At 71.6% G+C, this 26426-nt stretch carries 29 protein-coding genes and 2 pseudogenes; 15 read left to right on the forward strand and 16 right to left on the reverse strand.

Annotated features, from left to right (window positions below):
• From MMR14E_RS13740 to MMR14E_RS13755, 4 genes and pseudogenes are all read left to right on the forward strand, one after another.
• Positions 1–98: pseudogene (locus MMR14E_RS13740) on the forward strand (pilus assembly protein); the annotation flags it as partial.
• A gap of 174 nt (positions 99–272) precedes the next feature.
• Positions 273–1511: a DNA repair exonuclease gene (locus MMR14E_RS13745; protein WP_331315053.1), complete on the forward strand. Its 1239-nt coding sequence runs from the start codon at positions 273–275 to the stop codon at positions 1509–1511.
• A gap of 22 nt (positions 1512–1533) precedes the next feature.
• A pseudogene (locus tag MMR14E_RS13750) lies at positions 1534–2091 on the forward strand (ATP-binding protein); the annotation flags it as partial.
• Between the two features lie 694 nt (positions 2092–2785).
• On the forward strand, positions 2786–3253 hold the full coding sequence (locus tag MMR14E_RS13755) for a hypothetical protein (RefSeq protein WP_331315267.1): 468 nt from the start codon (positions 2786–2788) through the stop codon (positions 3251–3253).
• 42 nt (positions 3254–3295) lie between these two features.
• Here MMR14E_RS13755 and MMR14E_RS13760 read toward each other — a convergent pair whose 3' ends face one another.
• The 5 genes from MMR14E_RS13760 to MMR14E_RS13780 form a co-directional block, all read right to left on the reverse strand.
• On the reverse strand, positions 3296–4795 hold the full coding sequence (locus tag MMR14E_RS13760) for a carboxypeptidase M32 (protein WP_331315055.1): 1500 nt from the start codon (positions 4793–4795) through the stop codon (positions 3296–3298).
• A 44-nt stretch (positions 4796–4839) separates the two neighbouring features.
• Positions 4840–6642 (reverse strand): ATP-binding cassette domain-containing protein, encoded by a 1803-nt coding sequence (locus tag MMR14E_RS13765; RefSeq protein WP_331315057.1) that lies wholly within the window; start codon positions 6640–6642, stop codon positions 4840–4842.
• Between the two features lie 66 nt (positions 6643–6708).
• Positions 6709–6945, reverse strand: coding sequence for a hypothetical protein (locus MMR14E_RS13770; RefSeq protein ID WP_331315058.1), 237 nt, complete (start codon positions 6943–6945; stop codon positions 6709–6711).
• A gap of 80 nt (positions 6946–7025) precedes the next feature.
• Complete coding sequence (locus MMR14E_RS13775; protein WP_012317725.1) at positions 7026–7340, reverse strand: polyhydroxyalkanoic acid system family protein; 315 nt, start codon at positions 7338–7340, stop codon at positions 7026–7028.
• Positions 7341–7464: 124 nt separating this feature from the next.
• Positions 7465–7815, reverse strand: coding sequence for a septal ring lytic transglycosylase RlpA family protein (locus tag MMR14E_RS13780; protein ID WP_012317724.1), 351 nt, complete (start codon positions 7813–7815; stop codon positions 7465–7467).
• Positions 7816–8400: 585 nt separating this feature from the next.
• Here MMR14E_RS13780 and MMR14E_RS13785 point away from each other — a divergent pair.
• Complete coding sequence (locus MMR14E_RS13785; protein WP_331315060.1) at positions 8401–9591, forward strand: site-specific DNA-methyltransferase; 1191 nt, start codon at positions 8401–8403, stop codon at positions 9589–9591.
• A 104-nt stretch (positions 9592–9695) separates the two neighbouring features.
• Here the strand turns inward: MMR14E_RS13785 and mutY are convergent, their stop codons facing one another.
• Positions 9696–11039 carry an A/G-specific adenine glycosylase gene (mutY, locus tag MMR14E_RS13790; protein WP_331315061.1) on the reverse strand — a complete coding sequence of 448 codons (1344 nt, stop codon included), beginning with the start codon at positions 11037–11039 and terminating at the stop codon, positions 9696–9698.
• A gap of 133 nt (positions 11040–11172) precedes the next feature.
• Here mutY and MMR14E_RS13795 point away from each other — a divergent pair, with 133 nt between their 5' ends.
• The 8 genes from MMR14E_RS13795 (at position 11173) to MMR14E_RS13830 (ending at position 16806) form a co-directional block, all read left to right on the forward strand.
• Positions 11173–11655: a DUF721 domain-containing protein gene (locus MMR14E_RS13795; RefSeq protein ID WP_331315063.1), complete on the forward strand. Its 483-nt coding sequence runs from the start codon at positions 11173–11175 to the stop codon at positions 11653–11655.
• 89 nt (positions 11656–11744) lie between these two features.
• Complete coding sequence (locus MMR14E_RS13800; protein WP_331315065.1) at positions 11745–12389, forward strand: DsbA family protein; 645 nt, start codon at positions 11745–11747, stop codon at positions 12387–12389.
• Positions 12390–12580: 191 nt separating this feature from the next.
• Complete coding sequence (locus tag MMR14E_RS13805; RefSeq protein WP_331315066.1) at positions 12581–12955, forward strand: AtpZ/AtpI family protein; 375 nt, start codon at positions 12581–12583, stop codon at positions 12953–12955.
• Between the two features lie 74 nt (positions 12956–13029).
• Positions 13030–13785, forward strand: a complete 756-nt coding sequence (locus MMR14E_RS13810) for a F0F1 ATP synthase subunit A (RefSeq protein ID WP_331315067.1) — start codon at positions 13030–13032, stop codon at positions 13783–13785.
• 66 nt (positions 13786–13851) lie between these two features.
• A complete protein-coding gene (locus tag MMR14E_RS13815; RefSeq protein ID WP_007566773.1) occupies positions 13852–14079 on the forward strand; it encodes a F0F1 ATP synthase subunit C in 228 nt (75 codons plus the stop codon).
• A gap of 144 nt (positions 14080–14223) precedes the next feature.
• Entirely contained in the window at positions 14224–14802 is a 579-nt protein-coding gene (locus tag MMR14E_RS13820) for a F0F1 ATP synthase subunit B' (RefSeq protein ID WP_331315069.1), read from the forward strand.
• Positions 14803–14817: 15 nt separating this feature from the next.
• The gene (locus MMR14E_RS13825) at positions 14818–15303 is read left to right on the forward strand and encodes an ATP F0F1 synthase subunit B (RefSeq protein WP_331315249.1); all 486 of its coding nucleotides are present in this window, start codon (positions 14818–14820) and stop codon (positions 15301–15303) included.
• A gap of 222 nt (positions 15304–15525) precedes the next feature.
• On the forward strand, positions 15526–16806 hold the full coding sequence (locus MMR14E_RS13830) for an NAD(P)/FAD-dependent oxidoreductase (protein WP_331315071.1): 1281 nt from the start codon (positions 15526–15528) through the stop codon (positions 16804–16806).
• Positions 16807–16837: 31 nt separating this feature from the next.
• Here the strand turns inward: MMR14E_RS13830 and MMR14E_RS13835 are convergent, their stop codons facing one another.
• Both MMR14E_RS13835 and MMR14E_RS13840 read right to left on the reverse strand, forming a co-directional pair.
• Positions 16838–17707 carry a formate/nitrite transporter family protein gene (locus MMR14E_RS13835; RefSeq protein WP_331315072.1) on the reverse strand — a complete coding sequence of 290 codons (870 nt, stop codon included), beginning with the start codon at positions 17705–17707 and terminating at the stop codon, positions 16838–16840.
• Positions 17708–17750: 43 nt separating this feature from the next.
• The gene (locus tag MMR14E_RS13840) at positions 17751–18491 is read right to left on the reverse strand and encodes a competence/damage-inducible protein A (RefSeq protein WP_331315073.1); all 741 of its coding nucleotides are present in this window, start codon (positions 18489–18491) and stop codon (positions 17751–17753) included.
• Between the two features lie 77 nt (positions 18492–18568).
• Between MMR14E_RS13840 and sfsA the strand changes: the two genes are divergently transcribed.
• Positions 18569–19282 carry a DNA/RNA nuclease SfsA gene (gene sfsA / locus MMR14E_RS13845; protein WP_331315075.1) on the forward strand — a complete coding sequence of 238 codons (714 nt, stop codon included), beginning with the start codon at positions 18569–18571 and terminating at the stop codon, positions 19280–19282.
• Here the strand turns inward: sfsA and MMR14E_RS13850 are convergent.
• A complete protein-coding gene (locus tag MMR14E_RS13850) occupies positions 19269–20111 on the reverse strand; it encodes an FkbM family methyltransferase (protein ID WP_331315077.1) in 843 nt (280 codons plus the stop codon). The two genes, sfsA and MMR14E_RS13850, sit on opposite strands and share 14 nt — an antisense overlap.
• 116 nt (positions 20112–20227) lie before the next feature.
• Between MMR14E_RS13850 and MMR14E_RS13855 the strand changes: the two genes are divergently transcribed.
• Positions 20228–20992, forward strand: coding sequence for an alpha/beta fold hydrolase (locus MMR14E_RS13855; protein WP_331315078.1), 765 nt, complete (start codon positions 20228–20230; stop codon positions 20990–20992).
• Between the two features lie 3 nt (positions 20993–20995).
• On the opposite strand, the gene MMR14E_RS13860 is transcribed toward MMR14E_RS13855, so the two are convergent.
• The 7 genes from MMR14E_RS13860 to MMR14E_RS13890 all read right to left on the reverse strand — a co-directional run bounded on the left by MMR14E_RS13860 (position 20996) and on the right by MMR14E_RS13890 (position 26281).
• Positions 20996–21757 (reverse strand): ABC transporter permease, encoded by a 762-nt coding sequence (locus MMR14E_RS13860; RefSeq protein WP_331315251.1) that lies wholly within the window; start codon positions 21755–21757, stop codon positions 20996–20998.
• A 14-nt stretch (positions 21758–21771) separates the two neighbouring features.
• The gene (locus MMR14E_RS13865; protein ID WP_331315253.1) at positions 21772–22707 is read right to left on the reverse strand and encodes an ABC transporter ATP-binding protein; all 936 of its coding nucleotides are present in this window, start codon (positions 22705–22707) and stop codon (positions 21772–21774) included.
• 170 nt (positions 22708–22877) lie between these two features.
• Positions 22878–23129: a hypothetical protein gene (locus MMR14E_RS13870; RefSeq protein WP_331315079.1), complete on the reverse strand. Its 252-nt coding sequence runs from the start codon at positions 23127–23129 to the stop codon at positions 22878–22880.
• Between the two features lie 274 nt (positions 23130–23403).
• Positions 23404–23685 carry a hypothetical protein gene (locus MMR14E_RS13875; RefSeq protein WP_331315081.1) on the reverse strand — a complete coding sequence of 94 codons (282 nt, stop codon included), beginning with the start codon at positions 23683–23685 and terminating at the stop codon, positions 23404–23406.
• 345 nt (positions 23686–24030) lie between these two features.
• Positions 24031–24363: a hypothetical protein gene (locus MMR14E_RS13880; protein WP_331315083.1), complete on the reverse strand. Its 333-nt coding sequence runs from the start codon at positions 24361–24363 to the stop codon at positions 24031–24033.
• 239 nt (positions 24364–24602) lie between these two features.
• Entirely contained in the window at positions 24603–24986 is a 384-nt protein-coding gene (locus MMR14E_RS13885) for an SUF system Fe-S cluster assembly protein (RefSeq protein ID WP_331290046.1), read from the reverse strand.
• Positions 24987–25036: 50 nt separating this feature from the next.
• Positions 25037–26281, reverse strand: coding sequence for a cysteine desulfurase (locus tag MMR14E_RS13890; protein WP_331315084.1), 1245 nt, complete (start codon positions 26279–26281; stop codon positions 25037–25039).
• Positions 26282–26426 lie beyond the last annotated feature (145 nt).

The following is a 26426-nucleotide window of genomic DNA, read 5'->3' on the forward strand; positions in this document are numbered from 1 at the left end:
CCTGCACGCCGGGTTGCCAACCTTCGGTGCAGCTGGGCGACTCGGCCAGCTATTTCGGCGCGACGAGCGGTCAGGCCGATGCCCGTCGCAAGCTCGCGCCGGACCCGGGCGTGCCGCGGCCGGCCGGGTCGCGGTCCGACCCGCCCGCCCCACAGCCCATCGCCGGGCGCCGCTTGAGGCCGACCCGGTCGGCGGCCTAAGAGCCCGCAAGGCGATGCCGGCCGCTCCGCGGATGGCGCCCACCGCGATCCCACCGATCCCGTCCGGAGGCCATGACGGCGTTCAGCTTCATCCATGCCGCCGACCTGCACCTCGGCAGCCCGCTTTCGGGGCTCGCCGCGCGCGACGCGGATCTGGCCCGGCGCCTCGCCGCGGCGAGCCGGCAGGCCTTCGAGGATCTGGTGAGCCACGCGATCGAGCGGTCGGTCGCGTTCGTGGTGGTGGCGGGCGACGTCTACGACGGCGACTGGGCCGACACCACGATCGGCCTGTTCTTCGCCCGGCAGGTGGCGCGCCTCGACCGCGCCGGCATCCCGACGATCCTCGTGCGCGGCAACCACGACGCCGAGAGCGTCATCACGCGCTCGATCACGCTGCCGGCCTCCGTGCACGTCTTCCCGACCGCCCGCGCCGGCACCCTGCGCCTCGACGCGCTCCGCGTCGCGGTCCACGGGCGCAGCTTCCAGGGCCGGGCGGTGGAGGAGAACCTCTCGCTGACCTATCCGGCCGCCGTGCCGGGCTGGTTCAACCTCGGCGTCCTGCACACCTCCTGCACCGGCCACGCCGCCCACGAGACCTACGCCCCCTGCTCGGTCGCCGACCTCGCGGCCCGGGGCTACGAGTACTGGGCGCTCGGCCACATCCACGAGTACGCGGAGCTGTCCCGGGATCCCTGGATCGTGTTCCCGGGGAATCTCCAGGGCCGGAGCGTGCGCGAGTGCGGCGAGAAGGGCGCCGTCGTGGTCGATGTCGCCGACGGGCGGGTGACCGGCGTCAGCCGCCTGCCCCTTGACCGGGCGCGGTTCGAGCAGGTCACGGTCGACCTCGCGGCGGTGACCGACGCGCGCGGCGCCGTCGAGGCCGTCGAGGCGGCGCTGAGGCCCCTGGCCGCGACCGCGGCGCGCCGGCTGCTCCTGGTTCGCGTCCACCTATCCGGGACCACCCGGGCCCACGACGCCCTCGCGGCCGATCGCGAGACCCTGACGGCCGAGATCCAGGCGGCCGCGCACCGGCTGCACGAGGACATCTGGCTGGAGCGCCTGAAGATCGAGACCCGCCGCCCGCGCGCCGCGGCGGAGCCGACCGGCGCCGCCATCGACCCCGCGGCCCTGCTCGCCGACCTCGACCGCGACCCGGAGTTCCGCGCCCGGGCGAAGGCGGCGCTGGCCGAGATCGGCGGCCGGATGCCGGGGACGGCGGCCGCCGAGGCCGACCTCGACGCCGAGTTCGACGCGCTCTGCGCCGAGGCCGAGGCCCTCGTCCTCGGGCGCCTCGGCGGCCGGCACTGCTGAGTCGCGCGCTAATGGACCCCCGATGCGCCTGATCCGCCTCGCCCTGGAGCGCTACGGCGCCTTCACGGACCGCACCGTCGCGTTCCGGCCGGACGCGCGCCTCCACGTGGTGCTGGGCGCCAACGAGGCCGGCAAGAGCACCGCACTGGCGGCGGTCACCGACCTGCTGTTCGGCTTCGGGAAGACCACGCCCTACGCCTTCCTGCACGACATGCCGCAGCTGCGCCTCGGCGCGGAGATCGCCGCCGCCGACGGCCGCCGGCTGACGTTCCGCCGCCGGAAGGGCAACAGCCGCACCCTCATCGACGCCGCCGACGCGCCGATCGCCGACGACGCGCTCGCCCCGTTCCTCGGCGGCCTGTCCCGGACGGTGTTCTGCCGAGCCTTCGGCCTCGACGCGTCGAGCCTCCGGGCCGGGGGCCGCGAGATGGTCGACGTGGAGGGCGAGGTCGGCGCGAGCCTGTTCGCGGCGGGTTCGGGCCTGCGCGGGCTCACGGAGCTGCAGGCGACGCTCGACGCGGAGGCCGACGCCATCTTCGCCCCGCGCCAGGCGAAGCACCGGACCTTCTACCAGGCGCTGGAGCGCCACGAGACGGCCCGGCGGGCGATCCGCGAGCGCGGCCTGCGCGCCGGCGACTGGCGCGCCCTGAACGACGAGATCGCCGCGGCGGCCGCCCAGCTCGAGGCGCTCCGGGCCGAGCAGAAGGCCGGCGCGGTCGCGCGCGCCCGGCTGGAGCGGTTCAAGCGCGTCCGCCCGATCATCGCCGAGATCGACGCGCTGGAGCGGCGCATCGCCGGCGCGACCGACCTCGTCGACGCGGATCCCGCCTCGATCGCCCGCCTCGGGGCCGCCCTGGACGCGTGCCGCGCCGCGGATTCCGAGGCCGAGCGGGCGGCGGCCGCGCTCGAGCGGGCCCGCGGCGAGGCCGAAGCCGTCGCGGTCGAGCCGGGCCTGACCCAACGGGCCGACGAGATCCTGGCGGCGTTCAGCGGGACCCGGGAATTCGAGAAGGGCGGCACCGACCTGCCCCGCATCGAGGGCGACGCCCACAAGGTCGGGCTGGAGCTGGAGCGGCTGCGCGCGCGCATCGGCGTGCCCGATCTCGCCGCGCTGGAGGACCGCCAGCCCCCGGACGCCGCGCGGGCGCGGACCGAGCGGCTGATCCGCGNGCCTTGCGCTCCGCGAGGGCCAGCTCGGCACCGGCGCCGAGCTGGCCCTCGCGGAGCGCAAGGCCGCGGAGGCGGATCTGCAGGCGGCGGCGCGCTCCTGGGCCGTGCTGCGGCTCGCCGGGCTGATGCTCGGGCAGGCCGTCGCCCGCCACCGCGCCGGGCAGCAGGACCCGCTCGTCGCCCGGGCGGGCGCGCTGTTCTCGGCCCTGACCGGCGGCGCGTTCTCCGGCCTGACGCAGGTCTACGACGAGGCCGACACGCCGAAGCTCGCCGGGCAGCGTGCCGGCGGCGGCACGGTCGCGATCGAGGGCATGAGCGAGGGCACCCGCGACCAGCTCTATCTCGCCCTGCGGCTGGCCTATCTGGAGGATTACGCCGGCCGCGCCGAGCCGGCCCCCTTCATCGGCGACGACCTGTTCTCGACCTTCGACGAGACCCGGACGGGCTACGGCCTGGATGCGCTGGCGGCGATCGGCACCCGGGTCCAGCCGATCCTGTTCACGCACCACCGCCACGTCGCGGACATCGCCCGCGACCGGCTCGGCGAGTCCGTCGACGTGGTGACGCTGTAGGCGACGGAGGGGGCCGGTCCGTCCCCTCCCCGCCGCCGCGCATCAGGCGCCCGCGCCCCCGAGGTAGCGCGCCTCCAAATGGGCCCGGAACGCCGCGGTGCCGAGCCTCGACCCGGTGGCGCGGGTGAGGAGGTCGTCGGTGTCGAGCAGGCTCCCCACCGCGTGGACATGCGTGCGGAGCCAGTCCCGCAGGGGTCCGAAATCGCCCTGCGCGAGGCAGCCCGGCAGCGCCGGCTCGGCCGCGCGGGCCGCCCGGAACAGCTGCGCGGCCGCCAGGGCACCGAGCGTGTAGGTCGGGAAATAGCCGAAGGCGCCGCTCGGCCAGTGGATGTCCTGGAGGCAGCCGACCCGGTCGTCGGGCACCGTGAGCCCGAGGAGGTCGCGCAGGCCGTCGTTGAAGGCCCCCGGCAGGTCGCGCACGGCGAGGTCGCCCGCGATCATCGCGGTCTCCAGCCGGTAGCGCAGGAGGATGTGGGCCGGGTAGGTCGCCTCGTCGGCATCCACGCGGATGAAGCCCGGCGCGACCCGGGTGTTGAGCGCGTGCAGGTTCTCCGGCGACCATTCCGGCCCGGAGCGCCCGAACGCCGCCTGCAGGAGCGGCGCCAGGAAGGTGAAGAACTCGCGGCTCCGGCAGGCCTGCATCTCGACGATGAGCGACTGGCTCTCGTGCAGGCTCATCCCCCGCGCCGCACCGACCGGCTGGTTCCGCCACGCCGCCGGCCGGCCCTGCTCGTAGAGGGCGTGCCCGGTCTCGTGGAGAACGCCCATCAGCGCCCGGCCGAAATCGGCCGCGTCGTAGCGGGTGGTGATCCGCACGTCGTCGGTGGCGCCGCCGCAGAACGGGTGCAGGCTGATGTCGAGCCGGCCGCGGGTGAAGTCGAAGCCCACCGCCTCCATCAGCGTCAGGCCGAGGTCGCGCTGCACCGCCACGTCGAACGGCCCGGCGAGCGGGAGCGGCGCCGGCCGGGACGCCTGGATCTCCCGGGCGCGGGCGATCAGGGCCGGCAGCCAGCCGGTCAGGTCCGCGAAGAGCGGGTCGATCGTTGCCCGGCGCATGCCGGGATCGTAGCTGTCGAGCAGCGCGTCGTAGGGATCGAGGCCGAGGGCCGCGCCCTTCGCCTGGCCGATCTCCCGCTGGAGCCGCAGCACCTCGGCGAGGTGGGGTTCGAGGCGGGCGAAATCGGCGTCGCGCCGCGCCTCGCGCCAGACCATCTCCGAGCGGGACACCGCGCGGGAGCTGGCCTCGACGAGGTCGCGGGGCACCGCGGTGGCGTGGGCCTGGGCGCGGCGCATCTCGCGCAGGTTGGCGGCGGCCCAGGGTTCGAGATCCCCGCCCCGCTCGGCCGCCGCCAGCTCCTCGGCGGCCTCGGGGGCGGTGAGCATCCCGTGGGCGAGCCCGCGCAGGATCGCGAGCTGGTCGCCGCGGGCCTCGGCGGCGCCGTCCGGCATCAGCGTCTGCGCGTCCCATCCGAGGATCCCGGCCGCGCCCTCCAGGGCGGCGAGCCGGGCGAAGCGCTGCTCGAGGGTCTGATAGGCGGTCATGCGGTCTCCGATGCGGTACGTCTCGCGGCGCGGTGCTGCGGCTCTCACCCCGCCTGAAGCATCTCCAGTTCCAGCCAGCGGTCCTCCGCCTGCGACAGCTCCGTCTCGGCCTGGGCCAGCATGGTCGAGGCCTTGTCGAACCGGGCCGGGTCGCGGGCGTAGAGCTCGGGGTCGGCGAGGATCGTCCGGAGCTGGGCGATCGCCGCCTCCAGCTTCTCGATGCGGGCCGGCAGCGTCTTCAATTCGTGCTGGTCCTTGAAGCCGAGCTTGGGCTTGCCCGCCGGCTGGGCGGCCGGGGCGGCGGCGCGCTCGCGCGGCTCCTTCGCCTTCGGCGCGACGGTCCGCGCCTCGACGCCCTGCCCGCGCTGGACCAGCATGTCGCTGTAGCCGCCGGCATACTCGACCCACCGGCCCGCCCCCTCGGAGACCAGCACGCTGCCGACCACGCGGTCGAGGAAGTCGCGGTCGTGGCTGACCAGGATCAGCGTGCCCTGGTAGTCGCCCAGCATCTCCTGGAGCAGGTCGAGGGTCTCGAGGTCGAGGTCGTTGGTCGGCTCGTCGAGGACGAGGAGGTTGGCCGGCTGGGCCAGGGCCCGGGCGATCAGCAGCCGGTTGCGCTCGCCGCCGGACAGCACCGAGACCGGCGTGCGCGCCTGCTCGGGCGTGAACAGGAAGTCCTTGAGGTAGCCGATCACGTGGCGGCTCTGGCCGTTCACCGTGACGCTGTCGCCGCGGCCGCCGGTCAGCACGTCGGTGACGGTCATCCCGGGCTCCAGCACGGCGCGGGCCTGATCGAGCACGACCGGCAGAAGGTTGGTGCCGAGCACCACCTGCCCGGAATCCGGCGCGAGCCGGCCCATCAGCAGGTTGATCAGCGTGCTCTTGCCCGCGCCGTTCGCCCCGACGATGCCGAGCCGGTCGCCCCGCATCACCCGCAGGGACAGGCCGTCGACGATCTTGCGCTCGCCGTAGCTCTTCGCGATGTCGCGGGCCTCGACGACGAGGCTCCCGGAGGATTCGGCGTCCGAGGCCTGCATGCTGACGCTGCCCACCGGACGGCGCACCTCGCGGCGGTTCTGCCGGAGTTCGTGCAGGTTGCCGAGGCGGCGGACGTTGCGCTTGCGCCGCGCGGTGACGCCGTAGCGCAGCCAGTGCTCCTCGGCGGCGATCTTGCGGTCGAGCTTGTGCTGGTCCCGCTCCTCCTCGTCGAAGAAGGCGTCGCGCCACGCCTCGAAGCTGGAGAAGCCCTGGTCGATCCGGCGGGTCTCGCCGCGGTCGAGCCAGATCGTGGCCCGCGACAGGGCCGAGAGGAACCGCCGGTCGTGGCTGATGAGAACGAGGGCCGCGCGGGTGCCCTTCAGCTCGGTCTCGAGCCACTCGATCGCCGGCAGGTCGAGATGGTTGGTCGGCTCGTCGAGGAGCAGCACGTCGGGCTCCGGCGCGAGCGCCTGGGCGAGCGCGGTGCGGCGCCCCTCGCCGCCGGAGAGCTTGCTCGGATCCTCCGCGCCGGTCAGGCCGAGGCTCTCCAGCAGGTAGCGGGCGCGGTGGGTCGATTCGCCCGGCGGCAGGCCGGCCTCGACGAAATCCAGGGTGGTGGCGAAGCCGGTGAAATCGGGCTCCTGCGCGAGGTAGCGGATCGTCGTCCCGGGCTGGACGAATCGCCGGCCCCGGTCGGGCTCCGCGAGGCCCGCGGCGATCTTCATGAGCGTCGACTTGCCCGACCCGTTCCGGCCGACGAGGCAGGTGCGCTCGCCCGGAGCGATGGCGAGGCTCGCGCTCGTGATCAGCGGCGTGCCGCCGAAGGTGAGCGCGACGTCCTGGAGGGTGAGGAGCGGGGGAGCGGCCATGGGCCGGCTTATGGCAGCGTGGGGCGGCCTGTTCAAACGGAGCCGCCCCCGTCGGTCGGCGCGCTGTCAGGCGATCGGGTTGGCCGGTCCCGTCGGCGGGCTGATCTCCGGCACGCCCGGATCGTTGACGGGGATCTCGGGCGGCTGGATGCCCGGCGCCTCCGCCGGGGTGTTCCCGGGGATCTCCGGTCCGGGCGGCTGCGTCGGGGCCTGCGGCGGATCGTAGGGGCGGTCCGGCACCGGCGTCGGCTGCGGCGGCACCTCGGGGACCTGCCCCGGGTCGGCGAGGGTGTAGTCGGGCACCGTTATCCTCCGCGAGACCGACGGTGCTCAGCGGCACCGGTCCGGCGGAAACAGAGTGCGGCCGATCCGGTTCCGGAGCGCTACTTCTTCGTCAGCAGGAGGTTCCCCTCCTTGCTCGCCACCTTCTGGATCTTCTCGGCGAACAGGGCGAGGAGGAACGGCAGCTTCACCTCGAGGCGGACGCTCTCCGCGCCCACGTCGATCGTGCCGGCGATCTTCTGTGCCACCGCCGAGACGCCGAAATCGAGGCGGTCCCCCGTCCAGGCCAGCTGGTCCACCGTGATGCCGCTCTTGGCCAGGAAGGCGCGCGCCTGATCCGTGCCGTGCTCCAGGCGCCGCTTGGCCTCGTCGCGGCCGAGGTCGTGCGGGATGTCGACGATGAGGGGCTTGGGCATGGGCGGGTGATCCGAGCTGAACCCGGCAGCAGATGGTGCGTCCGGGCCCGGCAGACAACGCCCCGGAGGCCGCTCCGCCCGCGCGGGGCGGGAGCGGACCGGGACGTGCGAGGCCCGGGTGGGCTCAGTGAACGACCTGCAGCGACACGTAGGTCGTGCCGCCCATGCCGAGGGCGCGGGCGGAGCCGCGCGACAGATCGATGATCCGGCCGCGCACGAAGGGGCCGCGGTCGTTGATGCGAACGACGACCGAGCGGCCGGTCCGCTTGTTCTCGACGCGGACCCGGGTCCCGAACGGCAGGCTGCGATGGGCGGCGGTCAGTCCGTTGGGGTTGAAACGCTCGCCGTTGGCGGTGCGATGGCCGCTCCCGTACCAGGAGGCCGCTCCGCTCTGCGCGGCGGCCGGGAGGCTTGTTCCGACGACGGTGGACAGCATTCCGAGTGAGACAACGAGCTTACCGAAACCAAACGACATTCTCGACGCATTCCCTTTGTTGTTGTCGGGGCGGCGCCAGTCGTGTCGGAAATCGGCCGGAATATGGCAGGCATTTTCCGGATGTTCGCGTCACATTTTAGCCGATTTCGTGCTGGTCATTCCGATTACATAAGGGCTTATTTCAGTTTGTTTCCGCTCTTGTTGCGGGTGATGCATTGGTGTGTTGTTCCGCGTATTCGCGAAGAACTGTCCATGTCGGCCGGCATCCGCCAGAATTAGGATTACTTTCTCAAGTCCTGCGCCGGGTGTGACCCTGCGTCCCGCTGAGGGGGAAGCGGGCCCGGTCGGACCCCCGCTCGCCGCGATGATTGTCGTGTGCGGCCGGTTCCGAAGGACAGGCCGACGCGGCCGCGCCGGAACCGCGCAGTTAGAGTATTGTCGCACCGTTCCGGGGACGCGGCGATGCCGCGTAACGGTCGCTTAATCTGTCGGTGAATTGTCCGAGAGCCCGGTCGGAAAAATCTGCAGCCCCAGAACGGGACGCGCCGGACGCGAAAACGACAACGTGACCTTTACCGTACCCGGCGCATGGTCTGCCGGTCAGTCGCGTAACCGGTGTTTGCCATGGCTTCCCCGCGTACCGTGGCTGCCGACGCCGTCGCCCGGAAACAGGTCTCGCGTGCCGGGCGGCCCGCGTCGGCGCCACGGATGGGTCTCGTACCCGCCCAGCGTTCCCTACCCCTCGACCAGGTTCTCGTCGGGGACTGCATCGCGGCCATGAACGCCCTGCCGGCGTCGAGCGTCGACTGCGTGTTCGCCGATCCGCCCTACAATCTTCAGCTCGGCGACGCCGGCCTCCTGCGCCCGGACCAGAGTCGCGTCGACGCGGTCGACGACGACTGGGATAAGTTCGCGACCTTCGAGGCCTACGACACCTTCACCCGGGACTGGCTCGCCGCCTGCCGCCGCGTGATGAAGCCGAACGCGACCCTCTGGGTGATCGGTTCGTACCACAACATCTTCCGGGTCGGGAGCGCGTTGCAGGATCTCGGTTACTGGATCCTCAACGACATCGTCTGGCGCAAGGCCAACCCGATGCCGAACTTCCGCGGCAAGCGCTTCACCAACGCCCACGAGACCCTGATCTGGGCCTCGCGCTCGGCCGATGCGAAGGGCTACACCTTCCATTACGAGGCGCTGAAGGGGGGCAACGAGGACCTCCAGATGCGCTCGGACTGGTTCATCCCCCTCTGCACCGGCGAGGAGAGGCTGAAGGACGCGGAGGGCCGCAAGGTCCACCCGACCCAGAAGCCCGAGGCCCTGCTCGCCCGGACGCTGCTCGCCGCGACCAATCCCGGCGACGTCGTGCTCGACCCGTTCTTCGGCACCGGCACGACGGGCGCCGTCGCCAAGCGCCTCGGCCGCCGCTTCATCGGCATCGAGCGCGAGGCGACCTACGCCGAGGCGGCCCGGGACCGAATCGCCGCCGTGGAGCCGCTGTCGAAGGCCGCCCTGATGGTGGCGCCGACCAAGCGCGCCGAGCCGCGGGTGCCGTTCCTGTTGGTGATCGAGGCGGGCCACATCCGCCCCGGCGAGACCGTGACCGACGAGCGCCGCCGGTTCCGCGCCACGGTGCGCCCGGACGGCCAGCTCGACAACGGCCTCGTGATCGGCTCGATCCACAAGATCGGCGCGCTGGTGCAGGGCCTCCCGGCCTGCAACGGCTGGACCTTCTGGCACGTCGAGCGCGGCGGCAAACCGGTGGTGATCGACACATACCGGGCGGGCCTGCGGCAGGCGATGGCCAACGGCTGACACGCCGCAGTCCTCGCGAGTGCAGCGAAGCGATTCAGTCGGCGCGACGATCTCGGATGTCGCGCTGCCCTGGGTCGCCTCGCTGCGCTCGCGATGACGGTCGGCTACCGCTTCCGGGCCGGCCCCGACCGCCGGGCCGACGATCGGGCACGCACCGAAGCCACGGGTTGCTCGACCTCGCCTTCGAACAGTTCGTCCGTCTCCTGCGGCGGCGCCGGCGGCGCCTTCGGCTGGGGCTTCGGGACGGCGCGCACGCGCGGGCGCGGCTCGGGATCCGGCATCGAGACCGGCGCCTCCATCGCCGCCAGCAGCGGCATCGGCGGGGGTTCCTTCCTGGGGCGCCCGCGCGGCTTCTTCTCCGGCTCCGGCTTCGGGTCGAAGGCGTGGGCCAGGACCTTGCGCATGAGGCCGGGCAGCGGCTCGTCGTCGAGGGCGCTGCGCGGCGTGAAGCGCGTGCCGGCGGGGGCCGGCGTCGCCAGCGCGACGCGGGCCACGAAGACCGTCAGCTCCAGGGGGAAATGCGTGAAGCCGTGGCGGACGAGCCCCGGGAGGCGCTTCCACCGCGCGTCGAGGGGCGCGTCCAGCAGGGCGGCGGCGACGTCGTAATCCGGCTCCCAGGCGCTCCCCGGCGGCTCGGCCATGTTGCCGAGCAGACCCTCGGGCGGGCGCGTCCGCAGCAGAACCGCCTCGTCGCCGCTGCGGATCGCCACGAAGGCGGCGCCGCGGCGGAGGGCCCCCTTGGCGACCCTGACCTTGCGCGGGAAGGTCTCCTGCGTGCCGAGCGACCGGGCACGGCAGGGCGCCATCCACGGGCAGAGCGCGCAGGCGGGGCGCTTCGGCGTGCAGATCGTCGCGCCGAGATCCATGAGCGCCTGGGCGAAGTCGCCCGGCCTGTCCTGCGGCACGAGCGCCTGCGTGAGGCGCCGGATCTCCGGCCGGCTGCCCGGGAGCGGGGCCTCCACCGCGTAGGCCCGGCTCAGGACCCGCTCGACATTGCCGTCGACGGCGGCCTCTGGCCGGTCGAACGCGATCGCGGCGATCGCGCCGGCCGTGTAGGCGCCGATTCCCGGGAGCTTGCGCAGGCCCTCGGCGGTGTCGGGGAACCGGCCGCCGGCCGCCGCCACCGCCTTCGCGCAGGCGTGGAGATTGCGGGCGCGGGAGTAGTAGCCGAGGCCGGCCCAGGCCGCCATCACCGCCTCCTCGGGGGCGTCGGCCAGGGCGAAGATGTCGGGGAAGCGCGTCAGGAAGCGCTCGAAATACGGCCGCACCGCCGCGATGGTGGTCTGCTGCAGCATCACCTCGGACAGCCAGACCCGGTAGGGATCTGGCACCGCGCCGGCGAGCGCGCGCCAGGGCAGCACCCGCCGATGCCGGTCGTACCAGGCGAGCAGGTCGTCGGCGCGCGGTCCGGGACCGGCTTCGGGATCCGTGGATGTGCGAGGCGGCATGGGCAGGTCGGGAGGGGTCGCGCTGCATAGCCGGAGCGCCGCGGCGATCATAGGGCGGCGAAAGCGCCGGCGCGTGCTCCCTTCGTCAACCATCCTGCGCTAACCTCCGCGGATCCACGGGGCCGGAACCACCATGGCGCGCGTCAAACCGCTGGCCGAACTGATCGAGAGTTGCATCGGGCCGGCCTTCGCGGCGCAGGGGTTCGCCTCGACCGACATCCTGGCCGCCTGGCCGGAGATCGTCGGCGAGCGGCTGGCCCGCTACTGCCGCCCGTCAAAGCTGGAATGGCCGAAGCGCCGCCGGAGCGAGTCCGCTACGCCCGAATCCGGCACGCTGGTCGTGCGCGTCGAGGGCGTCTTCGCGCTCGAGTTGCAGCATCTCGCGCCGGTGGTGATCCAGCGGATCAACGCCCATTACGGTTGGGCCTGCGTCTCCCGGATCGTCCTCCAGCAGGACCGGGTCGGGCGCGGCGGCCGGGCGCCCGCGCGTGCCCGCGTCGATCCCGCGGCCGCCGTCGAGGTGCAGCGCGCCGTGGCGGGGATCGCCGATGACGGCCTGCGCGCCGCCCTCGACCGCCTCGGCACCGCCGCGGTGGCGACCCGCCCGGAGCGGTGAACGGTCGATTCGGTCACCTTGCCAGGACGGTCGCGCCCGAGTACCGGCATCCGGACGCCACGACTGATCAATCCGGCGGAGCCTGCCCGATGACGACGCGACGCGACGCTCTCAAGTTCTCCGGCCTCGCCCTCGGCGCCGGCCTCGCCCTGCCGTATCTCGGGCGGCCCGCCCGGGCGCAGAATGCCGAGATGGCGGCCCTGCTGCAGCCGGGCCCCCTCGGCGACGTCTGGCTCGGCCCGGCGGACGCCAAGTGCACGATCATCGAGTACGCCTCGATGACCTGCTCGCACTGCGCGGCCTTCCACCGGACCACGTGGCCGACCCTCAAGGAGCGCTACATCGACACCGGCAAGGTGCGGTTCACGCTGCGCGAATTCCCCCTCGACCCGCTGGCCACCGCGGCCTTCATGCTCGCGCGCTGCCAGGGCGACTCCAAGTACTACCCGATCACCGATCTGCTGTTCGACCAGCAGCCGGCCTGGGCCTTCACGCCGAAGCCCGTGGACGCCCTGGAGCAGATGCTCCGGCAGGCGGGCTACAACAAACAGACCTTCGAGGCCTGCCTGAAGGACCAGAAGATCTACAGCGCGGTCAACGCCGTGAAGCAGCGCGGCCTCGACGTCTTCAAAGTGGATTCGACCCCGACCTTCTTCATCAACGGCGAGCGCTACACCGGCGAGATGACGGTCGAGGGCATGGAGAAGGTGATCAAGCCGATCATCGGCGCCTGATCGAGCGGCCGGAGCCTCGCGCGCGGTGCGGCTCCGGCACCGCGCTCCAAGTTGGAATACCAAATCAAAATCAATTACTTACGGCGTATGGGGTTCGCCTTGACACTCAAGATAGGCGAAACTATGGTGCGCCCCGCTTGCTGGGGGTGTCCAGCCGGTTCCACAGCCTCCCGCCCGATGAGTTTTGAGCCGTGAACGGCGACGATCCGAGGGACGGGAAAGGGGCCGAGCAGACGCCGACGGACAGCGAACTCTCCGCGAGGCTCAGACGTCTCGAGACGCAGATCGAACGGAAGCGGCCGCAGGCTGCTCCCGGTCATTCCACGCGCCCTCGGGACGGCGGGCCATCCTCGCTGGGCCAGGCCATGACGCTCTCCACGGAGTTCGTCGCGGGCGTGATCGCGGGGGGCATACTCGGCTGGATCGTCGATCATGTCTTCGGGACGAAGCCCTGGGGCCTGATCGTCCTCCTGATGCTGGGGTTCGTCGCGGGGGTCTACAACGTGATGCGGGTGTCGGGTTTCGCCGGCGCGCGTCCGGGACGGCGCGATCGGCAGGAGCCATAAGGCGCGCCGGTCAGTGGGGAATGTGGGGCGGCCGACACCCGTCGGCGCGCCGGACAAGAAGGGCGGAAGCGGGAATGGCGGTCACGATCGACCCGATCCATCAGTTCGAGCTGAAGCCGCTCGTTTCGCTGGGCCATATCGGCCACCAGCAGCTCGCGTTCACGCAGTCGGCCCTCTACATGTTCGCCGCCGTCGGTGTGATCGCGCTCATCACGATCGTGGCGACCGCGTCCCGCTCGGTCGTCCCGGGCCGCATGCAGTCGCTGGCCGAGATCTTCTACGAATTCATCGCCGACACCGTGCACCAGGCTACGGGCGACGGCGGCAAGCGGTTCATGCCGCTCGTGTTCTCGCTGTTCATGTTCGTGCTCATCCTGAACCTGTTCGGGATGATCCCCTACGCCTTCGCGGTGACCAGCCACCTGATCATCACCTTCGGCCTCGCTGCGCTCGTGATCTCCACCGTGGTGATCTTCGGCGTGATGAAGCACGGCACCCACTTCTTCGGCCTGTTCGTGCCGTCGGGCGTGCCGAAGCCGCTCCTCGCGATCCTGGTGCCGATCGAGGTGATCTCGTTCATCTCGCGCCCGATCAGCCTGTCGGTCCGTCTGTTCGCCAACATGCTGGCCGGCCACATCGCGATGAAGATCTTCGCGTTCTTCGTGGTCCAGCTTCTTCTCGCGGGCGCCTGGAGCGTGCTATCGCCGCTCCCGCTGTTCCTGACGATCGCGCTGACCGCTCTCGAGTTCCTCGTTGCGGCGCTTCAGGCCTACGTCTTCGCGACGCTGACGGCGATCTACCTCAACGACGCCCTTCACCCCGGCCACTGATCGGCCGGCTCCACCCGCCGCAAACGTCACTGCACGTTTCGATCTGTAGAGACCTCAGGAGTTACCATGGATCCCGTCGCTGCGAAGTACATCGGCGCCGGCCTCGCCTGCCTCGGCATGGCGGGTGCGGGCATCGGCCTCGGCAACCTGTTCGGTCAGTTCCTCGCCGGCGCCCTTCGCAACCCGTCCGCGGCCGACGGCCAGCGCGCCACCCTGCTCCTGGGCTTCGCCCTCACCGAGGCGCTCGGCATCTTCTCGCTGCTGATCGCGCTGCTGCTGCTCTTCGCCGTCTGATCGGCGCCGGAGCCCGCGGTCCCCGCGGTCTCCTCCCGGGCTCCGGCCCGATGAACGGGTGGACGCTCCCGCGACGGGGCGTCCGCCTTCGTCCGTCACCGCGCCGGCGGTGGCCTCAGCGAACGGTGTCAGTGTAGCGGTCTCATGGCGCAGCCCAATCCCCTCACCACGCCGCCCCCGGGCGCCGACACGCAGGTCGTGCCGGGCCATGTCGAGCATACGGAAGCGCATTCCGGCGCCTTCCCGCCCTTCGAGACCTCGGGCTTCCTGGCGCAGCTGATCTGGCTCGCCCTGGCCTTCGGGCTCCTCTACTACCTGATGGACAAGATCGCGCTGCCGCGGATCCAGTCGATCCTGCACGCCCGCGCCGAGCGCCTGCGTGCCGACTTGGATCAGGCGCAGGCGATGAAGGCCGAGGCGGACGCCGCCGGCGTGGCCTTCGAGACCGCCCTCCGGGACGCCCAGGGCAAGGCGCGCGACATCGCGCAGACCACCCGGAACGAGCTGGCCGCCGAGGCTGAGACCAAGCGCAAGGCGCTGGAGGACGAGCTGAACGCCAAGCTCGCAGCCTCCGAGGCCACGATCCGCACGCGGACCGAGGCCGCCATGGGCAACGTCCGCTCGATCGCGGGCGAGGCCGCGTCGGCCATCGTCGAGCGTCTGACCGGGCAGGCCCCGGACCGGACGAGCCTCGACCGCGCCCTCGACGCCACCGCACACTGACGGGATCCCACGATGCTGCTCGAAGCCGAATTCTGGGTCGCCGTCGCGTTCGTCATCTTCATGGGCATCGCCTGGAAGGCCGGCGCCTTCTCGACGATGCTCAAGGGCCTGGACGGCCGCGCCAACCGCGTCCGCCACGAGCTCGACGAGGCCAAGCGCCTGCGCGAGGAGGCCGCCGCCGTCCTGGCCGACTACAAGCGCCGCCGCGCCGAGGCCGAGAAGGAGGCCGAGTCGATCGTCGCCGGTGCCCGCGAGGAGGCTAAGCGCGCCGCCGAGGAGGGTCACCGCAAGCTGGACGACTTCCTGGCCCGCCGGACCAAGGCCGCCGAGACCAAGATCGCCCAGGCCGAGGCCCAGGCCGAGGCTCAGGTCCGCGCCGCCGCCGCGGAGGCCGCCGTGAAGGTCTCGGAGACGATCCTGCGCGAGCGGATGCAGGGCGACGCCGCCCAGAACCTGATCCGCGCAAGCCTCGGCGAGGTCCGGACCCGCATGCGCTCCTGATCCGGACGCAGCGGCGCGCCGTTCGAGAAAGCCGCCCCCGGGCGGCTTTTTTCATGGTCGACGGCCCCCTGTCGGCGCGCGCGCGGCGACGCGATCCCGGCGGGCGCTGGATCGGGGACGGGCCGCGCACGGAGCGCGTCCGACGCCGGGCGGAATCGGCGCTCCGCCGCGAACATCGAGGCCGCGACCGGCGTTCCCGACCCGTGCGGATGCGGAGACGTCATGGCGGGAAGACCACGGATCGTGATCGTCGGCGGTGGCGTCGCCGGGATCGAGGTGGCGACCAGCCTCGGACGCGGCGGTCGGGCCGACGTGACCCTCGCCGATCGCAGCCTCTCGCACGTCTGGAAGCCGATGCTGCACACCTTCGCGGCCGGCACCGCGCGGGCCGACCGGCAGAAGCTGGACTTCTTCGCCCAGGCGCGCCGCAACGGCTTCCGCTTCCAGCCCGGCGCCCTCGTGGGCATCGACCGGCGGGCCGGGCGCGTGCGGCTCGCGGTCGAGGCCGCCGCGGGTCTCCCTGAGGTGGAGCGCGCCTACGACCTGCTGGTGCTCGCCATCGGCAGCCGCGCCAACGATTTCGGCACGCCCGGCGTGGCCGAGCATTGCCTGACCATCGACGACCTCACCGAGGCCGAGCACTTCCACGAGCAACTGCGGTGCCATCTCCTGGCCCGGCTCGACGGTGGCGGCCCGCTGCAGATCGCGATCGTGGGCGGTGGCGCGACCGGCGTCGAGCTGGCCGCCGAGCTCAAGCACGCCATCAACCTCCTCGCGGCCTACGGCTCGCCCGACCTGCCGGGTCGCCTGCGCCTGACGCTGATCGAGAGCGGGCCGCGCCTGCTGCCGGCCTTTCCGGACAGGGTGTCCCGTGCCGCCGCCCGCACGCTGTCGGACCTCGCCGTGGAGGTCCGGACCGGCGCGACGGTGACGGCGGCGGACGCGGACGGCTTCGCTTTGAAGGACGGCAGCCGCGTCCCGGCCGCGCTGAAGGTCTGGGCGGCCGGCGTGAAGGCGCCGGACGTGCTCGCCGGCCTCGACGGCCTGGAGCGCTCGCGGACCGGGCAGCTCGTGGTCCGCCCGGACCTGCGCACCACCGGGGATCCGGCCATCATCGCCCTCGGCGACTGCGCCAGCCTCACCGATCCCCGGACCGGCCGACCCGTTCCCGCGACCGCGCAGGCCGCCCGCCAGGAGGCGCAGCACCTCGCGCGCCATCTCGGCCGGGCGCTGGCCCGCGGGGATGCGCGGGCCGCGGACCTGCCGCCGTTCCACTATGTCGAGAAGGGCGCGATCGTCTCGCTGGCCGACTTCAACGGCTGGGGCACCCTCGGCCGCTACACGTTCGGCGGCGGGCGCCTGAACGGGCTCTCGGCGCGGCTGACGCACGACCTGCTGTACCGGCAGCACCAGATCGGGCTCTACGGCCCGCTGCGCGGGACCCTGACCTGGGTGCTCGACGATCTCGACCACCTGATCAGCCCGCCGGTGCGGCTCGACTGAGGCGGCAAGCGCGGATCCCACGTCCGCGCCGTCAGTCCGGGCGCTCGCCCTCCACCGCCTTGGTCTCCTCGACCTCGGGCGCGACCTGCCCGTAGTTCAGCACCGCCACCAGCGTCACGCCGCCGAAGGTGTTGCCGAGGAGGGTCGGCAGGAAGAACCTCACCGCGTAGTCGTGCAGCGACGCCGCGCCCGTGACCACGAGGTAGAAGGCCTCGACGGAGCCGGCCACGATGTGGGCGAGGCTGCAGAGCGCCACCAGCCACGTCATCAGGAGAATCACGAACGGCGCCGCGCTGGCGGTCGCCGGCAGGAACCAGACCATCAGGGCGATCATCCACCCGGCGAAGACGGCCTTGACGAACGTCGCCCAGAAGCCGTGCGCGACGGCGTCGTGGCTGATCTCCGCGAAGGCCTTGAGGACCGGCGGCTCGAAGGCACCCGAATAGGCCAGCAGCGCCGCGATCGCGAGCGTGCCCAGGATGTTGCCCGACAGCACGATCATCCAGAGCCTGACGACGCGGAGCGCCGTCTTCACGGAGCGGTCGTGCAGGAGCGGCAGGATCGGCGTGATGGTGTTCTCGGTGAAGAGCTGCTGGCGCCCGAGGACGACGACCAGGAACCCGACCGCGTAACCCATCGAGCTGACGATCTTGGCCCAGTCGGTTTCCGGCAGGTGGCTCCGCAGGACGCCCGGCACGATCAGCGACAGGGCGATGCTGAGCCCGGCCGCGAAGGCCGAGAGGAACAGCGCGAGGCCGTGGCGGCGCAGCTCCTCGTCGCCCTCCAGCCGGATGACCTCGTGGAGGACGTAGGCGTCGGGCCGGCCGATCTCGGACACTTCCTTCAGCAGCTCGTCGCGGCGCGCCTCGGGATCCGCCCGCTTGTCCTTGTCCCGCACCATCCGACAGCTCCGCTACGCAACACGATCGATCGGATAGGGCCGGTCAGGCCGAGAGCCGCGCCAGCAGGGCCTCGACGGCGCCGCGCGCCTCGGCGAGGGCGTCGGCGTCCCGACTTCGCACGACGATCCGGTTGCGGAAGCCCTCCGGCGTGATCGCCGGGTACGAGCCGATCGAGACGGCGGGCCGCGCCTTCGCGATCTCGCCGAGGCCGCCCGCGTAGGTGCCTTCCGGCAGGCCGGCCGCCTCGATCGTCTCGGACAGCATCGCGGCGCCGCCCGTCAGCGTGGGGGCGACCGAGTCCAGCATGGCCTGCATGATGCTGGGCACGCCGGCCATCACGTGGACGTTGCCGATGCGGAAGCCCGGTGCCTTCGAGACGGGATTGGCGATCAGGTCGGCGCCGAACGGGATCCGCGCCATGCGCAGGCGGGCCTCGTTGAGATCCTCGGGCTTGTGCCGCTCCAGCAGCATCGCCCGGGCGCGCTCGTCGACGTCGATGCCGACCCCGAAGGCCTCGGCCACGCAATCGGCGGTGATGTCGTCGTGGGTCGGGCCGATCCCGCCCGTGGTGAACAGGTAGGTGTAGCGGGTGCGCAGGGCGTTGACCGCCTCGACGATCATGGCGGCCTCGTCGGGCACGATCCGCACCTCGCGCAGGTCGATCCCGGCGGCGGTGAGGAAGTCGGCGATGGTGCCGATGTTCTTGTCCTTGGTGCGACCCGAGAGGATCTCATCGCCGATGACGAGGATCGCGGCGGTGACGGATTCGGAAGGCTGGCTCATGGAACTCTGGCGTCGGGCGGGTCCTGCAGGCAGATAGCGCGACCGCGGCTCCCGACTACGTGAACCCCGAGGACCCCATGCAGTTCGCCGCGCCGCTGGTGCCGGGACGGCTCGTGCAGCGCTACAAGCGCTTCCTCGCCGATATCGACACCGACGACGGCCGCGTCACCGTCCACTGCCCCAACCCCGGAGCCATGCTCGGGCTGAGCACGCCGGGCGCCCGCGTGCTGCTGTCGCGCTCGTCCAACCCGGCGCGCAAGCTGCCGCTCACCTGGGAGCTGGTGGAGGCCGACCTCCCCGGCGGGGCGCAGTGGGTCGGCATCAACACGATGCGGCCGAACGCGCTCGTCGCCGAGGCCTTCCGGGCCGGCGCGATCGCCGCGCTCCGCGGCCACGACGCGCTGAGGCCCGAGGTGCGCTACGCCGCGGCCAGCCGGGTCGATTTCCTCGCGAGCGGCGCGGGGGCCGGGCCGTGCCACGTCGAGGTCAAGAACTGCCACCTGATGCGGCGGCCGGGTCTGGCCGAGTTCCCGGACTGCACGGCGGCCCGCAGCGCCCGGCACATGCGGGACCTCGCCCAGGTCGTGGCCGAGGGTGGAAGCGCGCTGGTGGTCATCGTCGTGCAGATGCGGGCCGAGCCCTTCGACGTCGCCCGGGACATCGATCCCGCCTTCGACCGGGCGTTCCGGGAGGCGCGCGCGGCGGGCGTGGCGGTCCGCGCCTATCGCTGTGCCGTGGGGCCGGAGGGCGTCGCCATCGCCGCGGAGATCCCGGTGATCACGCCGCCCTGACGGCGTCGCGCTCGAACATCAGGTTCAGCCGCGAGCGCGCGATCTCGCGGTAACCGTGGCCGGCCAGGTGCTGGAGCAGGTCGAGCTGCCACTGGCCGGTGCCGTTCTCGAGAAGCAGGATCCGCGGCAGCAGGGCGTCGGGCGCCTCGCGGAGGAACGGCTCCAGGATCAGGTCCTCGGCGCCCTCGACGTCGAGCTTGATGGCATCGACCCGGGTCAGGCCCTCGCTGCGCAGCAGGTCGAGCAGCGTCACCGCCGGCACGGTGATCCGCGCGCCCTCGTTGGTGCCGACGATCCGCAGGCTCGACTCGCCGCGGTTGCGCGGGTCGATGAACAGGGTCAGCTCGCCGGCCTTGTCGGCCACCGCGCAGGCGACCGCCTTGACGGTGTGGAAGGGGTTCTGGGCGATGTTGTAGGTCAGGCGGTCGAACACGTCGGGCTGCGGCTCGACCGCGACGATCCGCGCGCCCGGGCCCGAGAAGGCGGCCACGCAGAGCGCGTAGGCGCCGACATTGGCGCCGATGTCGAGGAACACGCAGTCCCGCGGCAGGCGCGCCTGCAGCAGCGCCCGCTCCTCCGGGTCGAAGAACTGCGGGGTGAACAGCACCTTCTTCTCGCAGTTGTTGTTGTACGGGTGCAGCCGCATCCGCGCGCCGTAGCGGGTCACGTCGAGGGGCTTGCCCCCGAGGCGCGCGATGGCGATCCGGCGCAGGAACAGCGCGAGGCGCCGCCCGTACCACGACTCGGCCGGGATCCGGTTCGTGCGGCGGGTGATCGCCGCCACGAGACCGGACGGTGCATAGGTGCCGTAGGGCTGCGTGTCCGTCATGACCGGGGCGGTTTGCCAGCCGGCGTCGCCGCCCGCAAGCGGATCGATCCGCGTTGCTCCGGCGCGCCCGGGTGTTCTAAGCCGTGGCCGAGCTTGATGAACACAGGTTGCGCGGCATGGAGACCTTCAATTCCGACGGCGTGCGGATCGCCTATATCGACGTCCCGCCGGCGGACGGTTCGGGCAAGCCGATCCTGCTGATCCACGGTTTCGCGTCGAACCACGCGGTCAACTGGGTCAACACCCAGTGGGTGAAGGCCCTGACCCAGGCCGGCTACCGGGCGATCGCGCTGGACAATCGCGGCCACGGCGAGAGCGAGAAGCTCTACGACCCGGCCGCCTACAGCTCCGAGGCGATGGCCGGCGACGCGATCCGGCTCCTCGACCATCTCGGCATCGCGCGGGCCCATATCATGGGCTACTCGATGGGCGGGCGGATCACCGCCCACATCGCGCTGGACCACGCGGACCGGGTGCGCTCGGCCCTGATCGGCGGTCTCGGGATGCACCTGATCGAGGGCAAGGGCCTGCCGTCCGGCATCGCCGAGGCGCTGGAGGCGCCGGCCGGGACGCCCGCGCCCAACCCCACGGCGGCGGCCTTCCGGATGTTCGCCGAGCAGACCCGGAGCGACCTGCGGGCGCTGGCCGCCTGCATGCGCGGCTCCCGTCAGACGCTCAGCCGGGGCGAGCTCGCGCAGATCGAGGTGCCGGTCCTGGTCTCGGTCGGGACCCTCGACACGGTCGCGGGCTCGGGCCCCGGTCTCGCCGCCCTGATCCCGGACGCCCGGGCCCTCGAGATCGAGGGCAAGGACCACTCCACCGCGGTCGGCGCCAAGCCGCACCGGGACGGCGTGCTGGCCTTCCTGGCCGCGCAGCCCTAGCCCTCAGCTCTTCAGCCGGTAGCCCGTGCGGAAGATGTAGGTCACGAGGCCGAGGCAGATCACCAGGAACAGCGCGGTCATGCCCAGGCTGATCGCGATGTTCACGTCGGCCTTGCCGAAGAACGCCCAGCGGAAGCCGCTGATCAGGTACACGACCGGGTTCAGCAGGCTCACGGCGTGCCAGAACGGCGGCAGCATGCCGATCGCGTAGAAGCTGCCGCCCAGGAAGGTGAGCGGGGTCACCACGAGGAGCGGGACCAGCTGCAGCTTCTCAAACCCGTCCGCCCACAGCCCGATGACGAAGCCGAACAGGCTGAACGTCACCGCGGTGAGCAGCAGGAAGGCGATCATCCAGAGCGGATGGTCGATCCGCAGCGGCACGAACAGGGCCGAGGTCGCCAGGATGATCAGCCCGATCAGGATCGACTTGGAGGCCGCCGCGCCGACGAAGCCCAGCACCACCTCCAGCGGCGAGATCGGCGCCGACAGGATCTCGTAGATCGTGCCGGCGAAGCGCGGGAAGTAGATGCCGAACGAGGCGTTCGAGATGCTCTGCGTCAGCAGCGAGAGCATGATCAGGCCGGGCACGATGAACAGCCCGTAGGGCACGTCGTCGACCGCCGAGACCCGGGAGCCGATCGCCGCGCCGAAGACCACGAAGTACAGGGTCGTCGAGATGACCGGGGCCAGGATGCTCTGCCCGGCGGTGCGCCAGAAGCGGCCCATCTCGAACAGGTAGATGGCCCGGACCGCAGGCCAGTTCATGCTGAACGCCGCGCTCATGCCTGTGCCCTCTCCTCGCGCACGAGGCCCACGAAGATGTCCTCCAGGGAGCTCTGCTCGGTGTGGAGGTCCTTGAAGCGGATGCCCGCCGCCGCCAGACCGGTCAGGAGCCCGGTGATCCCGGTGCGCTCGGCGCGGGTGTCGTAGGTGTAGACCAGCTCGGTCCCCTCCCCGCCGAGCGCGAGGCCGTAATCGGCGAGTTCCGGCGGCACCGCGGCGATCGGCTGCTGGAGGTGCAGCGTCAGCTGCTTCCGGCCGAGCTTGCGCATCAGCGCGGCCTTCTCCTCCACCAGGATGATCTCGCCCCGGCGGATCACGCCGATGCGGTCGGCCATCTCCTCGGCCTCCTCGATGTAGTGGGTGGTGAGGATGACGGTGACGCCCTGCTGGCGCAGGTCGCGCACGAGACGCCACATGTCCTGCCGCAGCTCGACGTCGACGCCCGCGGTGGGCTCGTCGAGGAACAGCACCCGGGGCTCGTGCGACAGCGCCTTGGCGATGAGCACCCGCCGCTTCATGCCGCCCGACAGGGTCATCAGCCGGCTGTCGCGCTTGTCCCAGAGGGACAGCGCCCGGAGGATCCGCTCGATATGCCCGGGATCCGGCCGCAGCCCGAACAGGCCGCGGGAGAAGCTCACGGTGTTCAGCACCGTCTCGAACGCGTCGGTGGTGAGTTCCTGCGGGACCAGACCGATCGCGCGGCGCGCGGCGCGGTAATCCGCCGCGATATCGTAGCCGTCGACCAGAACGGTCCCCGAACTCGCGGTGACGATGCCGCAGACGATGTTGATGAGTGTCGACTTCCCCGCCCCGTTCGGTCCGAGCAGGGCGAAGATCTCGCCGCGCTCGATGGCGAGGTCGATGTCGCGCAGGGCGGTGAAGCCGGACGTGTAGGTCTTCGAGAGTTTCGAGATGGAGATGATCGGCATCAGGGCCTAGCGCGAGCGGGGCATGCACGGGGCCGGCAGCCAGGGTTCCGGCACCGGACACGCGGTGGGCCGGCCGAGCGAGACGCCTCCGGCGGCGGCCGCCCTATAGCACGGTGCCCGTGCGGCGCTGACCGAACCCGTGTGCGCCACCGCACCGCGAGGACGCCCGCGGCTCAGGTCCGGCTGTAGCGCTCCGCCAGAGCCAGGCATTCCCTTCGCAGATCCGGATCGTCGATGCGCGAGAAGGCGGTCAGCAGGGCAGCGCATTCCGCGGCGCTCGGGCCGCGGGCCGCCGAAGTCCCCGTCGGTCTGCGGAAGATCGAGACCGGGATGCTCAGCGCGTCGGCGATCTGGCGAAGCAGCACGTCCCGCTCGTGAGCAGATTTCGCCCTGCCGTCGAGATCGAAGCCGCCCGCGTCCGTCATGATCTCTTCGAAACCAGTTCTTCAGCCGAGCTCGGATGCACGGGATGCCCAACAGACGCCGTTCGTGCGGCGCGCGGCACGACCATCCACACTTTCCCGGCGGGTGCAACCTACCGTTATGGTTTCATCGCGGTGACGCCGTCCCACGCTGAACCCTCGGGCCGCCCCCTTGAAGTGAGATGTTGTGCCGATCGACTGCAATCGGCGACGTCGGTACGGCCTCCGTGCCGGTTTTCCTCGTAGGAATACAATTGCCGGTGGCAGGGTTCCGGCTCTAGCCCGCTCGCCGAAGCGTGATCAGCGCGGCGAGCCCGACGAGGGTCGCGGCGCCGAGGATTCGGCGCCAGGGATTCACGCCGCGCAGGAGTTCGTCGGCCGCCCACCAAGCCAGCGCGAGGTCGGCTCCGACGGACAGCCAGGCGGCCGGCAACCAGGGGGAGAGCGGCCCGCTGTCCTGGGCCAGCCACGCCGCGAGGCTGAGGCCCGCGAACAGCCAGAGCGGCAGGTTCGGCCACTGCGCGACGGTGATCGCGCCAGTGGTCCGGTCGCGAAACATCCAGTCGACGGCTCGATGGACGGTTGTGCGCGGACGTGGAGACATGCCTCGAACCTTCGTGCGCTCCGGCCGGCCCCTGACGTGCCGCCTCGCCGGGTCGGAATGGGCCGACGGCCCCGGACGGGGCCTTAACACATCGGTAACGTTAGCAAAGGGAAACCGTCGGTAAATCCCTAACGGATCCTGAAAGGACTCGCGAAAGATTCGTTAATCTGGTGATCATCGATCATCGGAACGGCGGCTAACCCGCCGAACATCGAGGATCGATCATGAGCGCCCGTCTCGAAGACCTGAAGTTCATGCTGACGCTCAGCGCCGTGGTCCTGTTCGGCAGCGGCCTCGACATCATCCTGCGCTGATCGCGTCGGCCAGCCCGGCCCGCGGGGCCGCGCCGCCGGGCATGAAGGCGCGTCCGAGCGCCGCGCGGGCGGCCGACGGCTTGGCCGCCGAAGCGTCGCCGCGGGTGGCCGTGTACGGAACGGCGATCGCCCGCGCGGCGGCGTCCGCGGGTCGGCGCGTCCCGGCGAGGTCGAATGTCGGGATCTGTCCGGAGCGAAGGAAGCTCCGCAACTCCGCGACCCGCGCCCGGCGCTCCGTCCGCATCCTGAGCAGGGCGATCGCGAGGCCGACCAGCCCGGCTGCCTCCAGAAACGCCGCGACCACGTAGCCCGCCGCCATCCGCGTCCACCAACCGTATCGAGGGATCGGCCGCTCTCGCGGCGGCCGCCCCCGCTCTGCGGTGTCATGGTTAGCGGGATCTTAACAGCTACGTAGATCGCCGCAGATCGCACGGCGCTCGACCGCCGCATTGCGCATGCGGCGCGAGTCTTTCCCACGCAACGACGATCGGGCGCCGCACCGAGAGGTGCGCCGCGCCCGGGACAGGCTTCGGGAGATCGTGAGGCTGCGCCGGGTCGCTACCACATGTCGAGGGCGACGCGGGCCTCGTCCGACATGCGGCTCTGATCCCACGGCGGATCGAACACCATCGTCACCGCGCAGGACTGCACCCCCGGCACCGCCGACACGGCGTTCTCGACCCAGCCCGGCATCTCGCCCGCCACCGGGCAGCCGGGCGCGGTGAGAGTCATGTCGATCGCGACGTTCCGATCGTCGCCGATGTCGACCTTGTAGATCAGGCCGAGCTCGTAGATGTCGGCCGGGATCTCGGGATCGTAGACCGTCTTCAGCGCCGCGACGATGTCGTCGGTCAGGCGATCGAGCTCCGCCTGCGGGATCGTCGAGTCGCCGGCGACGTCGGGGGCGTTCTTGCCGCCCGTGATGGTGGCGTCGGTGCTCATCGCTTCACTCTCCCCGGGCCCGCGCGGGCGGGACCAGCCTCATCCCAGTATCAGGTGAACAGCATTTCTGCTCTGCCGAGCGCCTCGGCAAGGGCATCGATCTCGGTGGTCGTGTTGTAAAGCCCGAACGAGGCGCGGCAGGTCGAGGTGACGCCGAAGCGGTTGAGCAGCGGCATCGCGCAGTGGGTCCCGGCCCGCACCGCGACGCCCTGCCGGTCGATCACCGTGGCGATGTCGTGGGCATGCGCGCCCTTCATCTCGAAGGCGATCACGCCGCCCTTGCCCGGCGCGGTGCCGATCAGGCGCAGGGCATTCATCGCGCCGAGGCGCTCCTGTGCGTAGGCCGTGAGCTTCGCCTCGTGGGCTGCGATCGCGTCGCGCCCGAGATTCATCATGTACTCAAGCGCGGCGCCGAGACCGACCGCCTCGACGATGGCCGGGGTGCCGGCCTCGAACCGGTGGGGCGGATCGTTGTAGGTGATCGCGTCCTCGCTCACCGTCCGGATCATCTCGCCGCCGCCCTGGTAGGGCGGCAGGCGCTCCAGCCATTCCTTCTTGCCGTAGAGCACGCCGATCCCGGTGGGCCCGTAGACCTTGTGGCCGGTGAAGACGAAGAAGTCGCAATCGAGCGCCCGGACGTCGACGGGCTGGTGCACCGCGCTCTGCGCACCGTCGAGCAGGACCGGCACGCCGTGGGCGTGGGCGATCCGGACGATCTCGGCGGCGGGCGTCACCGTGCCGAGCACGTTCGACATGTGGGTGATCGCCACCATCTTGGTCCGCGGCGAGAACAGCTTCTCGTAGTCCTCGACCAGGAAATTGCCCTGGTCGTCCACCGGCGCCCACTTGATCACGGCGCCGCGGCGCTCGCGCAGGAAGTGCCACGGCACGATGTTGGAGTGGTGCTCCATGATCGAGAGGATGATCTCGTCCCCCTCCCCGATCAGCCCGCCCCAGCCCATCGACGAGGCCACGAGGTTGTAGGCCTCGGTGGCGTTGCGGGTGAAGATGATCTCGTCCGTCGAGGCGGCGTTGAGGAACTGGCGCGTGGTCTCGCGGGCGCCCTCGAAGCCTTCAGTCGCGGCGTTCGCCATGTAGTGCAGGCCGCGGTGGACGTTCGCGTAGCCGGTCTCCATGCACGAGACCATCGCGTCGATCACCTGCCGGGGCTTCTGCGCCGAGGCGGCGTTGTCGAGGTAGACGAGCGGCTTGCCGTAGACCTGCTGGCCGAGGATCGGGAAATCCTTGCGGATCGCCGCGACGTCGTAGGTGGGGGTGAGGACGGGTGCGTTCATCGCTTCTCACTCACGGGACGCCCTCCTTGCGGAAGGACGGAGTCCCCTCCCCCTGGCGGGGAGGGGCTAGGGGTGGGGGTGGTGCAGGATCGAGCGTTCCGGTGCCGACTGCACCACCCCCACCTCTGGCTCCTCCCCGCAAGGG

Source organism: Methylobacterium mesophilicum, from assembly GCF_036441335.1.
GTDB classification, from domain to species: Bacteria; Pseudomonadota; Alphaproteobacteria; order Rhizobiales; family Beijerinckiaceae; genus Methylobacterium; species Methylobacterium mesophilicum_B.